Annotated in this window: 10 protein-coding genes; 8 read left to right on the top strand and 2 right to left on the bottom strand. The window is 70.2% G+C overall.

The genetic code is table 11. The annotated features are described in order from the left end of the window. Positions 1–439 precede the first annotated feature (439 nt). Together ACSMXW_RS04190 and rhaI are read right to left on the bottom strand one after the other, a co-directional pair. Positions 440–2,485, bottom strand: a complete 2,046-nt coding sequence (locus tag ACSMXW_RS04190) for a bifunctional aldolase/short-chain dehydrogenase (RefSeq protein ID WP_485804114.1) — start codon at positions 2,483–2,485, stop codon at positions 440–442. A 161-nt stretch (positions 2,486–2,646) separates the two neighbouring features. Then, the gene (gene rhaI, locus ACSMXW_RS04185) at positions 2,647–3,813 is read right to left on the bottom strand and encodes an L-rhamnose isomerase (protein WP_485804113.1); all 1,167 of its coding nucleotides are present in this window, start codon (positions 3,811–3,813) and stop codon (positions 2,647–2,649) included. A gap of 310 nt (positions 3,814–4,123) precedes the next feature. On the opposite strand from rhaI, the gene ACSMXW_RS04180 reads away from it, so the two are divergent. The 8 genes from ACSMXW_RS04180 (at position 4,124) to ACSMXW_RS04145 (ending at position 15,122) form a co-directional block, all read left to right on the top strand. Further along, positions 4,124–5,644: a sugar ABC transporter ATP-binding protein gene (locus ACSMXW_RS04180; RefSeq protein ID WP_485804112.1), complete on the top strand. Its 1,521-nt coding sequence runs from the start codon at positions 4,124–4,126 to the stop codon at positions 5,642–5,644. Positions 5,645–5,646: 2 nt separating this feature from the next. After that, positions 5,647–6,693 (top strand): ABC transporter permease, encoded by a 1,047-nt coding sequence (locus tag ACSMXW_RS04175; protein WP_485807791.1) that lies wholly within the window; start codon positions 5,647–5,649, stop codon positions 6,691–6,693. Next, positions 6,686–7,720, top strand: a complete 1,035-nt coding sequence (locus tag ACSMXW_RS04170) for an ABC transporter permease (protein WP_485804111.1) — start codon at positions 6,686–6,688, stop codon at positions 7,718–7,720. Before ACSMXW_RS04175 ends, ACSMXW_RS04170 begins: the two co-directional genes overlap by 8 nt. Before the next feature lie 322 nt (positions 7,721–8,042). Continuing rightward, on the top strand, positions 8,043–9,245 hold the full coding sequence (locus ACSMXW_RS04165; RefSeq protein WP_485798791.1) for an IS110 family RNA-guided transposase: 1,203 nt from the start codon (positions 8,043–8,045) through the stop codon (positions 9,243–9,245). Between the two features lie 108 nt (positions 9,246–9,353). Further along, positions 9,354–10,451 (top strand): rhamnose ABC transporter substrate-binding protein, encoded by a 1,098-nt coding sequence (gene rhaS / locus ACSMXW_RS04160; RefSeq protein WP_485804110.1) that lies wholly within the window; start codon positions 9,354–9,356, stop codon positions 10,449–10,451. Positions 10,452–10,671: 220 nt separating this feature from the next. Beyond that, positions 10,672–11,697, top strand: a complete 1,026-nt coding sequence (locus ACSMXW_RS04155) for a LacI family DNA-binding transcriptional regulator (RefSeq protein ID WP_485804109.1) — start codon at positions 10,672–10,674, stop codon at positions 11,695–11,697. 264 nt (positions 11,698–11,961) lie between these two features. Continuing rightward, positions 11,962–14,106 carry a CocE/NonD family hydrolase gene (locus ACSMXW_RS04150; protein WP_485804108.1) on the top strand — a complete coding sequence of 715 codons (2,145 nt, stop codon included), beginning with the start codon at positions 11,962–11,964 and terminating at the stop codon, positions 14,104–14,106. Then, entirely contained in the window at positions 14,103–15,122 is a 1,020-nt protein-coding gene (locus ACSMXW_RS04145; RefSeq protein WP_485804107.1) for an ABC transporter substrate-binding protein, read from the top strand. The genes ACSMXW_RS04150 and ACSMXW_RS04145 overlap by 4 nt, the downstream gene beginning before the upstream one ends. Positions 15,123–15,187: the final 65 nt, after the last annotated feature.

Here is a 15,187-nt window from a genome sequence, read left to right as displayed (position 1 = left end):
ACGCGCGGAGCCGGACGGGGGGAGTGCCGGACACGCGGGAGCCGGACGTGGGAGAGTGCCGGCGACGGTCGCCGGACGCGCCGGACGCGCCGGATGGGCGGTTGTGCGGGCTGCCTCGGGGCCGGTTGGGCTCGGTGCCTCCGCAAGGCCGGTTGGACTCGCTGCCTCCGCCGGGCGGACGGGGCTCGCCGCCTCCGCGAGGCCGGCTGGGCGCCGCCCCTGCGGGCCGGTCACGCCCGCTGTGTCCGGGGGGCCGGCCGGACAGCCGGTCCCACGGACACCGGGCGCCTCTGCCACCGGACGCCTCTGCACCGAGCGCGCGCCGGTCGTCGCGACCGACCGCGCGGCAGTGGCCGGGGCCGACGGCGCGGCAGTGGCCGGGGCGACCGGCGGAGCCGGCCCCCGGATCACCGCGGCCAGGCGGAACCCGCGGCCTGCGTCACCGCAGGAAAGCGGCGGCCACACCCGCGTCCACGGGGATGTGCAGGCCCGTCGTGTGCGTGAGGTCCCCACCGGTGAGAGCGAAGACCGCGTTGGCCACGTGCTCGGGCAGCACCTCCCGCTTGAGCAGGGTGCGCTGGGCGTAGAACTCGCCCAGCTCCTCCTCCGCCACGCCGTAGACCGCGGCGCGCTTCGCGCCCCAGCCGCCGGCGAAGATGCCCGAGCCGCGGACCACGCCGTCCGGGTTGATGCCGTTGACGCGGATGCCGTGCTCGCCCAGCTCGGCCGCGAGCAGGCGCACCTGGTGCGCCTGGTCGGCCTTGGTGGCGGAGTAGGCGATGTTGTTGGGGCCGGCGAAGACGGCGTTCTTCGAGGTGATGTAGATGATGTCACCGCCCATCGCCTGCTCGGTCATCACGCGTGCCGCTTCCCGGGACACCAGGAAGGACCCCCGCGCCATGATGCTGTGCTGGAGGTCCCAGTCCTTCGACGTGGTCTCCAGAAGCGGCTTGGAGATCGAGATGCCGGCGTTGTTGACGACCAGGTCGACGCCGCCGAAGGCGAGGACCGCCTCGGCGAAGGCGGCCGCGATCTGCGCCTCGTCGGTGACGTCCACCGTCACCGCGACGGCCTTGTCGGGCCCGCCGAGTTCCTCGGCGACAGCCCGGGCACTGTCCGTGTTGAGGTCGGCGACGACCACGCAGGCCCCTTCGGCCACCAGGCGCCGTGCGGTCGCCTTGCCGATGCCGGACCCCGCGCCGGTCACGAAGGCGACCCGGGTGGCCAGCGGCTTGGGTTTCGGCATGCGCCGGAGCTTGGCCTCCTCCAGCTCCCAGTACTCGATGCGGAACTTCTCCGACTCCTCGATCGGCTGGTACGAGGAGACCGCCTCGGCGCCCCGCATGACGTTGATCGCGTTGATGTAGAACTCGCCGGCGACGCGCGCCGTCTGCTTGTCCTTGCCGTAGCTGAACATGCCCACGCCGGGAATCAGGATGATGGCGGGATCGGCGCCCCGCATGGCGGGCGAGTCCTGTGTGGCGTGCCGCTGGTAGTAGGCGGCGTACTCGGCACGGTACTCGGCGTGCAGGGCCTTGAGCCGTTCCGCCACCTCGTCCGGCGATGCCGTGGCCGGCAGATCGAGCACGAGCGGCCGGACCTTGGTGCGCAGGAAGTGGTCGGGGCAGGACGTGCCCAGCGCGGCCAGCCGCGGATGCCCGGCACGGGAGAGGAAGTCAAGCACCGTGTCGGAGTCGTCGAAGTGGCCCACCTGCGGGCGGTCCTGCGAGGCGATCGCGCGGAGCAGCGGGGCGAGCGCGGCCGCCCGGGCCCGTCGCTCCGGTCCCGGCAGAGGCTCGTAGCCCGGCAGGGTGGCGCCGAACGGCTCCGCCTTGCCCCGTTCCGCCAGGAACTCCTCCGCCGTGCGGATGATGTACAGGGAGTTCTCTTCGCACTCCTGCGACGTCTCACCCCAGGCGGTGATGCCGTGTCCGCCGAGGATGCAGCCGATGGCCTCGGGGTGCGCCTTCTTGATGGCCGCGATGTCCAGTCCGAGCTGGAAGCCGGGGCGTCGCCACGGGACCCACACCACGCGGTCGCCGAAGCACGTCCGCGTCAGTTCCTCACCGTCGGCCGCACAGGCGAGCGCGATTCCGGAGTCGGGGTGCAGGTGGTCGACATGAGGAGCGTCGACCAGGCCGTGCATGGCGGTGTCGATGGAGGGCGCGGCACCACCCTTGCCGTGCAGACAGTAGTCGAACGCGGCGACCATCTCGTCCTCCCGGTCCACACCGGGGTACACCTCCGTCAGGGCCCGGAGGCGGTCGAGCCGCAGCACGGCGAGGCCGGACTCGGTGAGGGTGCCGAGGTCGCCACCGGATCCCTTGACCCACATCAGCTCGGCGTCGGCACCGGTGACCGGGTCGGGCACGACGCCCTTGGCGGAGGCGTTGCCACCGGCGTAGTTCGTGTTGCGGGGGTCTGATCCCAGGCGGTTGGAGCGCTCCAGCAGCGCGGCGACCTCTGGAGTGGTGGCGGATGCCATGACGTGTCCTTTGCGAAGATGAGGCGGTCGGCCGTATCGACGAACGGCGCTCGGAACAACGGCGGTCGGAACAGGGCAGGGTGCGAGGCCGGGAGAGGCCGGTGCCGGTGCCGGACCTGAAGGCCCGGTCGGTACCGGACCGACAGGCCGGCCCGGCGGTGTCAGGCGCCCCAGCCGGCCTGCTCGCCGCCGACGCGGGCGGCGACGATCCGCTCGGCCCATCCGCTGTCGCGGTAGGCGGCCATGGGGTCGCCGGCGAGACCGAGCTCCTGGCGGACCTCCGCGAGCAGCGGTCGCACGTCGGTGTTGTAGGCGTCCATCAGGACGCTGTTGGCGCCGAGCACGTCGCCGGAGCTCTGGGCACCGCGGAGCGCATCGCGATCGACGAGCAGGGCCTTGGCCGTGGCCTCCTGGACGTTCATCACCGAGCGGATGATGGCCGGGATCTTCGCCTCGATGTTGTGGCACTGGTCGAGCATGAACGCGATCCCGGACTCCGGGTCGAGGCCGCCGCCCCTGACGACCTCGAACATGATCCGGAAGAGCTGGAACGGGTCGGCCGCGCCGACCATGAGGTCGTCGTCCGCGTAGAAGCGGGAGTTGAAGTCGAAGCCGCCGAGCTTCCGCTCGCGCAGCAGGAAGGCCACGATGAACTCGATGTTGGTGCCGGGGGCGTGGTGTCCGGTGTCCACGACGACCTGGGCCCTGGGGCCGAGCCTCAGGCAGTGGGCGTAGCTCGTGCCCCAGTCCGGCACGTCGGTGGTGTAGAAGGCGGGCTCGAAGAGCTTGTACTCCAGCAGCATCCGCTGGTCGTCACCGAGGCGCTCGTACACGGCGGACAGCGCCTCGGCCAGCCGGTCCTGCCGGACCGCGATGTCGTCCTGGCCGGGATAGTTGGTGCCGTCGGCGAACCACAGCTTCAGGTCCCGTGATCCGGTCGCGTCCATGATGTCGACGCATTCGAGAAGGTGCGCCAGGGCTTTTCGCCGCACAGCGGGGTCCGGGTTGGTGACGGAGCCGAGCTTGTAGTCGTCGTCCTGGAAGACGTTGGCGTTGATCGTGCCCAGCGTCAGGCCCCGGTCCTTGGCGTGGGCGGCGAGGGCCCCGTAGTCGTCGACCCGGTCCCACGGAATGTGGAGGGCGACCGTGGGGGCGACTCCGGTGGCCGCGTGGACCTGGGCGGCGTCGTCCAGCTTCTCGTAGGGATCGCGCGGGACACCGGCCTGACGGAACACCTTGAAACGGGTTCCCGAGTTGCCATATGCCCATGAAGGGGTCTCGATGTGCTGACGCTTCAGTGTTGCCTTGACGGTTGGCAGATCGGTCATGGCACCTTCTATGAATCGTTTCATACCACTCGGACACGCTAGGCTCCGCCGTTCGCCCTGTCAACGGCTGGATGCCCCGAACGTGCGGTTGGGTGTGGGGTCGTTATGGAATCGTGCCGTCGATTCTCCCCGGTGGTCCTGGTTCCGTCGCCAGGTGTGCGACGGGGGAAGCTCTTGGTGCCGGGGCCGCTTCGGCGTCCGGAAGACTCTTGACGCTGGGATGGGGTGGGACTAACGTCCCGGCAACCCCATTGAAACATTTCATCCGTGGGGCCGCGTACCCCGTGGACCGGGAGACCCAGGAGAAGTCATGACCGACCCCGAACCGGAACGGACTCCGGTCCTCGCCCTGGAGGGGGTGAACAAGTCCTTCGGCGCAGTGCGTGCTCTGCGAGACGTCTCCCTGCACCTCCATGCGGGGGAGGCACACGCCCTGGCCGGGGAGAACGGCGCCGGCAAGTCCACCTTGATCAAGACCCTCGCGGGTGTCCACCGGCCCGACTCCGGCAGCATCCTGCTCGACGGCAGGCCGGTGGTCTTCCACGGACCCGCGGACGCGCGCGACGCGGGGGTGGCCGTCATCTACCAGGAGCCGACCCTCTTCCCCGATCTGTCGGTGGCGGAGAACATCTTCGTCGGCCGCCAGCCGCGCCGCTCCTTCGGCCGGGTCGACCACAAGGCCGTCAGGAGGGCCACGACCGCGCTCTTCGAGCGGCTCGGCGTGAACCTGGACCCCGATCGCCCGTCCCGCGGCCTGTCCATCGCCGATCAGCAGCTGGTCGAGATCGCCAAGGCGCTGTCCTTCGACGCCCGGGTGCTCATCATGGACGAGCCCACGGCCGCCCTCACGGGCGCCGAGGTCACCCGGCTCTTCAACGTCGTCAGGACGCTGCGTGAGGGGGGTGCGGCCGTGCTGTTCATCTCCCACCGCCTGGAGGAGGTCTTCGCCCTGTGCCAGCGGGTGACGACCCTGCGGGACGGCGCATGGATCTCCACCGAGCCGGTTCTGGGCCTCACCGAGGACGATCTGGTCCGCAGGATGGTCGGCCGTGAGCTGGCCGAGCTCTACCCGAAGCAGGACGCTGAGGTCGGCTCCGTCGCGCTCAGCGTGCGGAGGCTGACGCGGGAGGGCGTCTTCACGGATGTCTCGTTCGACGTCAGGCACGGCGAGATCGTCGGTCTGGCGGGTCTCGTCGGAGCGGGACGCAGCGAGGTCGCCCGAGCGGTCTTCGGCGTCGACCGGTGGGACGGCGGCGAGGTACACGTGGACGGCAGACCGCTGAAGCCGGGCGCCCCCAGCCTGGCCATGGCGGCCGGCCTCGCCCTGGTCCCCGAGGACCGCAGGGCCCAGGGCCTGGTGATGGAGATGTCCATCGCGCGCAACATCAACCTCACCGGCCTGCGGGACGCCAGCACGATGGGGATGATGAGCCGCGCCGCCGAACGCAGCCGTGCGGTCGACTGGGCAGTCCGTCTCCAGGTCAAATACGGCCGACTGGCCGACCTGGTGGGCACGCTCTCCGGAGGCAACCAGCAGAAGGTCGTCCTGGCCAAGTGGCTCGCCACCCGGCCGCGGGTGCTGATCGTCGACGAGCCCACCCGCGGCATCGACGTGGGCACCAAGGCCGAGGTGCACCGGCTGCTGTCCCAGCTCGCGGCCGACGGCATGGCCGTGCTGATGATCTCCTCCGACCTTCCGGAGATCCTCGGGATGGCCGACCGCGTCCTGGTCATGCACGAAGGGCGACTGACCGCGGAGCTCTCCCGCGGCGACGCGACCGAGGAGTCGGTGATGGAGGCGGCCACCGGTCGTACGAGGAGCGCAGCGTGACCATGACCGTGAAACCGTCTGCCGCCACTGCCTCGAAAGACGCCGAGAGCGGCGGCTTCCTCGACCGGGTGCTCAGGATCCGGGAACTCGCCATCCTCGTCGTGCTGGTGCTCATGCTGGTGGCCACGCAACTCGACAACAGCGACTTCCTCTCCCGGCAGGGCATCAAGGACCTGCTGCTCAACGCCACCATCCTGGTGCTGGTGGGAGTCGGCCAGTCCATGGTGGTCATCACCCGCAACGTCGACCTGTCGGTCGGCTCGACCCTCGGCATCACCGCCTTCGCCGCCGGAGAGTTCCTGCGCGGGGGCGGCGACCCGCTGCTCGCCGTGCTGTTGGCCGTCGCACTCGGTGCCGCGTTCGGCGTGGTCAACGGCCTGCTGGTCAGCCTGGGCAAGGTGCCGGCCCTCGTCGTGACCCTGGGCACGCTCTACATCATCCGGGGCGTCGACTCGATCTGGTTCGGAGCGCAGCAGATCACCGCCGCCGACCTGCCCGGCGGATTCGTGAGCTTCGGACACGGCGGCCTCGGCCCGGTGCCCTATCTCGCCGTCCTCACCGCGATCGTCCTGATCGCCGCCGCCTACTACCTGCGCAGCTACCGCAGCGGTCGTGACCTGTACGCCCAGGGCTCCAGCCCCGAGGCCGCCCAACTGGCCGGCATCCCCGTGCGCAAGCGGATCCTGACCGCCTACCTCGTGTGCGGCGCCCTGGCCGGCCTGGCCGGCGTCCTCTACCTCGCCCGGTTCGGCAACGTCGACTCCGGCACCGGCAACGGCTACGAACTCACCGTCGTCAGCGCCGTCGTGGTCGGGGGAGTGGCCTTCACCGGCGGCTCCGGCAGCGTCTACGGCGCCGCACTCGGTGCCCTGCTGCTCACGTCCATCAACGGCGTCCTGCCCGCCATCGGCGTCAGCTCGGTGTGGGTGCAGGCCATCGACGGCATCCTGCTCCTGCTCGCCATCGCCGTGGACCGGGTGGTCGCGCTGCGGGTTGCCGCCCTGCTCCGTAAACGGGCCGCACAGACAAGGAGTGCCCACCATGCCTGAGTCCGCCACGAGCGGCGCCCACCTGCGGGCCCGGGACGCGCTGCGCTGGGACACGGTCGTCGGTCTCCTGCTGGTCGTCCTCCTGGTCTGCTCGTTCTTGCTGGTCGACAACTTCGGCAACGCGCTGAACCTGTCGTTCCTCATCGGCAACACCCTGCCGATCGCCCTCATCGCCCTGCCCATGACCATGCTGGTCATCTCCGGCGAGATCGACCTCTCGGTCGGCTCCACCGTCGGCCTGTCAGGCGCCATCATGGGCAAGCTCTGGAACGAGGGTCTCGCCATCGAGACCATCATCCCCCTGTGCGTCCTGCTCGGCGTGGTCTGCGGTCTGATCAACGGTCTGCTCGTGACCAGACTCGGACTGCCGTCCCTCGCCGTCACCATCGGCACCCTCGCGGCCTACCGCGGGATCGCGCAGATCGTGCTGGGATCCGACTCCGTCACCGACTTCCCCCAGCAGTACCTCGACTTCTCCTCCGACCGCATCGGCGGCACCTTCATCCCCCAGGCCGCCGTCCCCTGGGCGGTGCTGCTGCTCATCGCCGTCGTCGTGCTGCACGCCATGCCGGCCGGCCGCGCCCTGTTCGCCGTCGGAGCCTGTGAGGAAGCCGCTCGGTTCGCCGGTGTGCGGGTCAAGCGGCTGAAGCTGTCCATGTTCGTCGCCACCGGCACCGTCTCCGCGCTCACGGGTGTCTTCTGGGTCCTCCACTACGCCAGCGCCCGGTACGACAACGCCACCGGCCTGGAACTGTCGGTCATCGCGGCCGTACTGCTCGGTGGGATCGACTTCGACGGCGGCAGGGGAACGCTCGGCGGCGCGATCGCCGGTGTCTTCCTCCTCGGCACGCTGCAGAACGTGATGAGCCTGGTCAACGTCTCCGCGCAGTCCCAGATAGTCGTCACCGGAGCCCTTCTGGTCGTCTCGGTCCTGGCCCCACGCGTGGCACGCCAGGTCGGAGCCGTCCGGGCCCGGCGCAGGACCACCAAGCAGGAGCGTCCGCCCACGGCGGCGTCGCCCGCCTGATCCCGCCGCCTGGTCCCGCCCCCGGGGCGACCCCGCGGCCCCCTGGTTCCCCTGGTCCCCGTTATCTTCTTCGCGGTCCTGCAAGAGGGCCGCTGGCCTCCGGGTCCGGTATGACTGTGTCCCCCTGTCGATGGGATGACCTGGGGGGTGGTGTCACCGGGCCCGTGGGGTGCCGTGGGAGACGCTGATGAGAGGTCCGACTACCGCCTGGCCGGGCGCAACGCCCGGCATCCTGCGGGCGGCAGGTCTGCATAACGTGGATGCGCGCGTACGGCTCCATCGCCCTGGCCAGCACCGCACGAGCCCTGTTCGGGAGGACGGGTTGTACGACATCGACGACGTAGGCGTCTTCCTCGGCCTGGACGTCGGCAAGAGCGCCCATCACGGACACGGCCTGACTCCTGCCGGCAAGAAGATCTTCGACAAGCCGCTGCCCAACAGCGAGACGAAGCTGCGAGCGGTGTTCGACAAGCTCGCCGCGAAGTTCGGCACCGTCCTGGTGATCGTGGACCAGCCTGCCTCGATCGGAGCCCTCCCACTCACCGTCGCCCGCAACGCCGGCTGCAAGGTCGCCTACCTGCCAGGCCTGGCCATGCGCCGGATCGCCGACCTCTACCCGGGCGAGGCCAAGACCGACGCGAAGGACGCCGCGGTGATCGCGGATGCCGCCCGCACCATGCCGCACACCCTGCGCTCGCTTCACATGACCGACGAGATCACCGCCGAGCTGACCGTCCTGGTCGGCTTCGACCAGGACCTCGCGGCCGAGGCCACCCGCACCTCCAACCGGATACGCGGCCTGCTCACCCAGTTCCACCCAAGCTTGGAACGCGTGCTCGGGCCACGTCTGGACCACCAGGCCATCACCTGGCTGCTGGAACGCTACGGCTCCCCAGCCGCCCTGCGAAGGGCAGGTCGTCGCAGGCTCGTGGAGGTGATCCGGCCCAAAGCCCCACGCATGGCCCAGCGACTGATCGACGACGTCTTCACCGCGCTCGACGAACAGAGCGTCGTGGTCCCAGGCACCGGCACCCTCGACGTCGTGATCCCGTCCCTGGCCCGCTCCCTCGCCGCCGTTCACGACCAGCGCCGGGCCTTGGAAACCCAGATCGGGACACTGCTGGAGGACCACCCTCTTTCGAAGGTCCTGACCTCGATTCCGGGGGTCGCGGTCAGGACCGCAGCCACCTTGCTGGTCACCGTCGGCGACGGCACCAGCTTCCCCACCGCCGCCCACCTGGCCTCCTACGCCGGCCTCGCCCCGACAACGAAGTCGTCGGGAACCTCGATCCACGGCGAACACGCACCCAGAGGCGGCAACCGGCAACTCAAACGCGCGATGTTCCTCTCCGCATTCGCCGCCCTGCACGATCCCGCCTCCCGCACCTACTACGACCGCTGCCGAGCCCGCGGAAAAACCCACACACAAGCCCTTCTCCGCCTCGCTCGCCACCGCATCAGCGTCCTGTTCGCCATGCTCCGCGACGGCACCTTCTACGAACCCAGAACCCCACGCCTCGCTTGACGAAAGACATAGAGGCACCCTCCCGTGCGGAGCGCGACCCCGTCGAGCCCCGAATGAAGCGCACGCCACCGGCACAGCCACGCGCCGTGTGACATGAAAGGAACCCGCATGTCCTTCAGCACCCTCACCGCCCGACGCACCATGGCCGCCATCGCGGTCGTCTCGGCCGTCGCACTGAGCGCGGCCGCCTGTGGTGGAACCACCAAGAAGTCCACCGAGGCCCAGGGCGGATCCAAAGGCTCGGGCGCCGCCTCCGCCTCCGCCGACCCCAAGGCGCCCACCAAGAAGGGGCTGACCATCGCCTACCTGCCCAAGCAGGTGAACAACCCCTACTTCACGGCCGCGGACAAGGGCGGGAAGAAGGCCGTGGAGGCCCTGGGGGAGACCTTCAAGGAAGTCGGCACCAGCAGTGGCACCGACACCGCCGGGCAGGTCTCCTACGTCAACACCCTGACCCAGCAGCGGGTCAACGCGATCGCGGTGTCGGCCCAGGACCCCGGCGCACTCTGCACATCGCTGAACCAGGCGCGCAAGAGCGGTGTCAAGGTGGTCACCTACGACTCCGACACCAACACCGACTGCCGGGACGTCTTCGTCTCCCAGGCCAGCGCCGAGGACCTGGGCCGGACCCAGGTGCAGCTGATGGCCAAGCAGATCGGGAACAAGGGAAAGATCGCCATCCTCTCCGCCGCGCAGACCGCGACCAACCAGAACACCTGGATAAAGTTCATGAAGGATGAGCTGAAGAAGCCGCAGTACAAGGACATCAAGCTGGTCAAGGTCGCCTACGGAAACGACGACCCGCAGCAGTCGTTCCAGCAGACGCAGGGACTTCTGCAGCAATACCGCGACCTGAAGGGCATCATTTCGCCGACCACCGTGGGCATCAAGGCCGCCGCCCAGTACCTGTCCGGGTCCAAGTACAAGGGCAGGGTGCAGCTGACCGGTCTCGGCCAGCCGAACGACATGCGTTCCTACGTGAAGAACGGCACGGTCAGGTCCTTCGAGCTGTGGGACCCCGCGAAGCTGGGAGCGCTCGCCGGCTACACGGCCATAGCGCTTGCCTCGGGACAGATCAGCGGTGCCCCGGGGCAGACGTTCACCGCGGGCGACATGGGCTCGTTCACCATCGGCAAGGACAGCGTCGTCGACCTCGGCAAGCCGGCCGTCTTCGACAAGTCGAACATCGACAAGTACCACTTCTGACCTTCCGGGCGTCGGCACGATGCCCCGCCACATGCGCACCCGGGTCACCGGCCCGCGTCGAGCGGCCGGTGGCCCGGGAGATCACGGGCCCCGGCCTCGGCGATCGATTCGCCTGCGGCACACATTCAACGGCGAACGCGGCCAACGCCCTGTGAAAGAATGCACTTTCAACAGCTGCGGCAGATGCGGTCGGCGCGGCCGGTTCGGAGCATGGAGTCCCATGGTTGGCATCAAGGACGTGGCACGTCAGGCCGGTGTGTCGGTCGGCACCGTCTCCAATGTCATCAACCGGCCGCACATAGTCGGTGAAGAGACCAGAATCCGGGTCCAGTCCGTGATCGACCGCCTCGGCTATGTCCGGAGCGAGTCCGCCCGCCAGCTGAGAGGCGGGGCCAGCCGTATCGTGGCACTGCTCGTCCTGGATATGGGAAATCCGTTCTTCGTCGATATCGCAAGCGGAGCGGAAAGGACCGCGCGCCAGTCGGGCCTCGGCGTCATGGTGTGCAACAGCGCCCAGAACGCCAAGGACGAGGCGGACTACATCTCCCTCTTCGCCGAACAGCGGGTACGAGGCGTTCTCGTCACCCCGGCGGACACGACGGGCCGGAGCCTGGATGCGCTCCGCAGACAGGGCATTCCCTATGTGCTGGTGGACCGCGTGGCACCCGGGGCCACGACCTGCTCCGTCTCCGTCGACGACGTCGTGGGCGGCAGGCTGGCCGCACAACACCTCATCTCCACCGGCCACACCTCCCTCGTCTATGTGGGCGGCCCTCCGGACCTGCCACAGGTGCGTGACCGCCGGACCGGCGTCCTTGCCGCACTGAAGAACGCGGGGCTACCCCCCGACGCGCTCCGTGAGGTCTCGGCGGACCGGTTGGACGTCGCCGCCGGACGGGACGCGGGAGCCAGGCTCATCGGCCTCTCGCCGCGCCCCACGGCCGTCTTCTGCGCCAACGACCTGCTGGCCCTCGGCGTCCTCCAGGCGGCCTTCGCCGCGCGCATCAACGTACCCGAGCACATGGCGATCGTCGGGTACGACGACATCCAGTTCGCCGCGGCGGCAGCGGTGCCGCTCACATCCGTGCGGCAGCCGGCCGTGTCGATGGGTCGCATCGGCGCCGAAATGCTCCTCGAAGAGACCGCCGGCGGCGCCACGGCGCACGAGCACCGCAAGGTCATCCTGGAACCCGAACTCGTCGTACGGGACTCCAGCCTGGCGACGCGCGGACAAGGGGCGCGGTAAGCGGGTGATCCCTCTCCCGCTTCGGTCGGCCGGAAGGGGAAAGTCCGGTACCGAGGGGGATGCGGAGCGATACTCCACGGGCCGCCGAGCGCGCCGAATGCATTTTCCGACGCCATTCCCATGGCGTTTTCAGCAGGCGATCTGTTTCTGCTGTACCCAGTTTTTCCTGACTCATTCCTGTGTTCATCTTCACGAGTTCACATGACCTCCGAAGACCGGCATAGACGGATATAACGAGTGTGAACGTTCGTCTAATGTGCGCCCATGCCCACTACCGGAACCCCGGCCACCGCCGGAGAGACCGCGGAGCGCCGCCCGCAGGAGCACCCTGACGACCGGCCGCACCACGCCGTACGCGTGCTGCGCCACGTGTGGATACCCCTGAAGGACGGTGCCAGGCTCGCCGCCCGGATCTGGCTGCCGGCGGACGCCCGGGGGCCGGTGCCGACCGTGCTCGAGTACATCCCGTACCGCAAGAACGACGCCACCGCGCCCCGCGACGTCACACTGCACGCGCCCTTCGCGCAGGCCGGCTTCGCCTCGCTGCGCGTCGACTGCCGGGGCAGCGGCGACTCCGACGGAGTGATGCTCGACGAGTACCACCCGACCGAGCTGGCCGACGCTCTTGAGGTCCTCGCCTGGATCGAGCGGCAGGACTGGTCGGACGGGCAGGTCGCGATCATCGGCAAGTCCTGGGGCGGTTTCAACGGGTTGCAGATCGCCGCGCTCGACCCGCCCCAACTGCGCTGCGTCGTCACTGTCTGCTCCACCGACGACCGGTACGCCGACGACGTGCACTACGCGGGCGGCGCCCTGCTCGCCTCCGAGATGCTGCCCTGGGCGGCGACGATGCTCGCGTACAACGCCCGCCCCGGTGACCCCGCCGTGCTCGGCGAGTCCTGGCGTCAGCGGTGGCTGGACCGGCTGGAGGCGACCGTTCCGTACGCCGAGGAATGGGTCACCCACCAGCGCCGGGACGCGTACTGGGAGCACGGCTCGGTCTGCGAGGACTACTCAGCGATCAAGGTCCCGGTGTACGCGGTGGGCGGCTGGATCGACCAGTACCGCGGCGCCGTCTTCCGGCTGATGGCCGGCCTCCAGGCGGCGGGCGTACCGGTCAGGGGTCTGGTCGGACCCTGGGCGCACAACTACCCGCACCAGGGGCTGCCGGGACCCGCCATCGACTTCGTCGGCGAGTGCGTCCGCTGGTTCGACCGCTGGATGCGCGGCGGCGCCACGGACGGCACAGCCGCCCCAGCGCGCACGCCCGGTGCGAACGGTGCGGAACCGGGCGGCGGGACCGCGGCCGTAGACGACGAGCCGCCACTGCGGGTGTGGATGCCGGAGCCCGCGCCGCTCGGCGCCGACCGCGTGCACCGCGCCGGCCGCTGGGTCGCCGAGCCGTCCTGGCCGTCGCCGGGTGTCACCCCCCGCCGGCTGCCGCTGGGCGAACTGGGCGGCGCCCCGGGCACGGCCGTGCTGCGCTCGCCGCTCGCCATCGGCGCCGCGACGAGCGACTTCCTCAAGTTCGGCGACGTACCCGGGCAGTACGCCGACCAGGCGCCCGACGACGGGCGGGCCTGCTCCTTCACCGGGCCCCCGCTGCCCGAACGGGTGGAGATCCTCGGTGTCCCCGAGGTCACCCTGCGGGTCACCAGCGACCGCCCGCAGGCCCAGCTCGCCGTGCGGCTGTGCGAGGTCACACCGGACGGCGCCTCCCGGCTGGTCACCACCGGGCTGCTCAACCTCACCCACCGCGCCGGGCACGCCGAACCCGAACCGCTCCAGCCGGGCCGGGCGTACGAGGTGACCGTCCCGCTCTTCGCCATCGGCCACGCCTTCGGTGCCGGCAACCGCATCCGGGTGGCCGTCTCCGCCTCGCTGTGGCCGTGGATGTGGCCCTCGCCCCGGACCGTGGCGCTCGAACTGGACACCGGCCACGGAGAGCTGGTTCTTCCCGTACGGGAGCCGCGCCCGGCCGAGGAGGCCGCGCTGCGCGACTTCGGACCGCCGTCCCCGGTCCCGCCGCACACCATCGAGACCGAGGCGCTGCCGGGCGCGCGCCGGGTGACGTACGACCCCGCGAGCCGGGAGCAGATCATCGTCGCCACGCCGTCCGACGGCTCGACGACCGACCGCGCCGACGGCCTGACCCGCAGCGCGCGCGACCTGAACCGCTTCCGGCTGGTGGAGGGCGACCCGCTCTCCGCGAGCGTCGAGTGCGAGCGGGAGGAGCGCATCGGGCGCGGGGAGTGGGCGGTACGGGTGTGCACCCGGTCCCGGATGACCGCCGACGAGCGGGACTTCCTCGTCGTCAACCACCTTGCCGCGTACGAGGGCTCGGGCGCGGCGGAGCGCGAGGTCTTCGCCCGTACCTGGACTCGCTCGATCCCCAGGGACCAGGTGTGAGCGGCCACAGAGCGGGCCGCCGCGTGGTCAGGCGCACGGCACGCCGCACGGCCGCGCTCACGGCACGCCGCGACGCCGCACCCCGCGAGGGCGCACCCCGCGTGGGCGCACGCCGCGTGGGCCGGTGCCGTGCCGCGGGAGCGGTGCTGCTGGTGCTCGCGAGCATCGCCGCGCTGAGCGGCTGCGGAGCCGCGGCCGCCGGCGGCCGGCCCACGGTGGTGATCGGCGCGAAGGAGTTCACCGAGCAGTGGGTCATCGGCGAGCTGTACGAGCAGGCGCTGCGCAAGGCCGGGTACAGCGTGGAGCTCAAGTCGAACATCGGCAGCACCAACATCATCGACGGCGCCCTGACCTCCGGCCAGATCGACCTCTATCCCGAGTACACGGGCGTCATCCTCCAGGTGCTGGCCAAGCAGACCGAGATCCCCGGCAGCGCGGCCGAGACCTTCCGCAAGGCGAAGGCGTTCCAGGAGAAGCGGGGCCTGACGATGCTGCCGCCGACGCCGTTCCAGAACCGCGACGCGGTGGGCGTGAAGCCCGCCTTCGCCGCCAAGTACGGCCTGAAGACCATCGCCGACCTGCGCAGGGCTCCGCACGTCGTGTTCGCCGAGTACCCCGACAACCTCGTCGGCGCGCTGGGCTACCACCAGCTCGTCAAGACGTACGACCTGCCGAACACCGAGGTGAAGACCCTCAACATCGGACTGCAGTACTCCGCCCTGGACCACGGCCAGGTCGACGCCGCGGACGTCTTCACCACCGACCCGCAGCTCGCACGCGGCGGCTACACGCTGCTGAGGGACACCAAGAGCTTCTACGGCTACCAGAACCTCGCCCCCGTGCTGCGCAAGGGCGTCCTCAAGGAGCAGGGCCCCGGTTTCGCGAAGGTGCTGAACCGGATCGACGCGCTGCTCACCGACGAGGCCGTCCGCGAGATGAACCGGGCCGTCGACACCGTACGCCTGGCGCCCTCCGAGGTCGCCACGGACTTCCTGCGGGCGAACGGGATGGCCTGAGCGCCGCGCCCCCGTGGCGCGCCGCCCGCACCCGCACGTACCGCTGTCGCCATCCCAGGAGAGAC

The organism is Streptomyces sp. DSM 116793, from assembly GCF_057320905.1.
The sequence above is the reverse complement of the archived record's forward strand: the minus strand, read 5'-3'. Positions and strand labels throughout refer to the sequence as shown.

Excerpts from the sequence above, each read along its gene's own strand:
- ACSMXW_RS04190 (WP_485804114.1), bottom strand. The coding sequence starts at position 2,485 with ATGGCATCCGCCACCACTCCAGAGGTCGCCGCGCTGCTGGAGCGCTCC.
- rhaI (WP_485804113.1), bottom strand. The coding sequence starts at position 3,813 with ATGACCGATCTGCCAACCGTCAAGGCAACACTGAAGCGTCAGCACATC.
- ACSMXW_RS04180 (WP_485804112.1), top strand. The coding sequence starts at position 4,124 with ATGACCGACCCCGAACCGGAACGGACTCCGGTCCTCGCCCTGGAGGGG.
- ACSMXW_RS04175 (WP_485807791.1), top strand. The coding sequence starts at position 5,647 with ATGACCGTGAAACCGTCTGCCGCCACTGCCTCGAAAGACGCCGAGAGC.
- ACSMXW_RS04170 (WP_485804111.1), top strand. The coding sequence starts at position 6,686 with ATGCCTGAGTCCGCCACGAGCGGCGCCCACCTGCGGGCCCGGGACGCG.
- rhaS (WP_485804110.1), top strand. The coding sequence starts at position 9,354 with ATGTCCTTCAGCACCCTCACCGCCCGACGCACCATGGCCGCCATCGCG.
- ACSMXW_RS04155 (WP_485804109.1), top strand. The coding sequence starts at position 10,672 with ATGGTTGGCATCAAGGACGTGGCACGTCAGGCCGGTGTGTCGGTCGGC.
- ACSMXW_RS04150 (WP_485804108.1), top strand. The coding sequence starts at position 11,962 with ATGCCCACTACCGGAACCCCGGCCACCGCCGGAGAGACCGCGGAGCGC.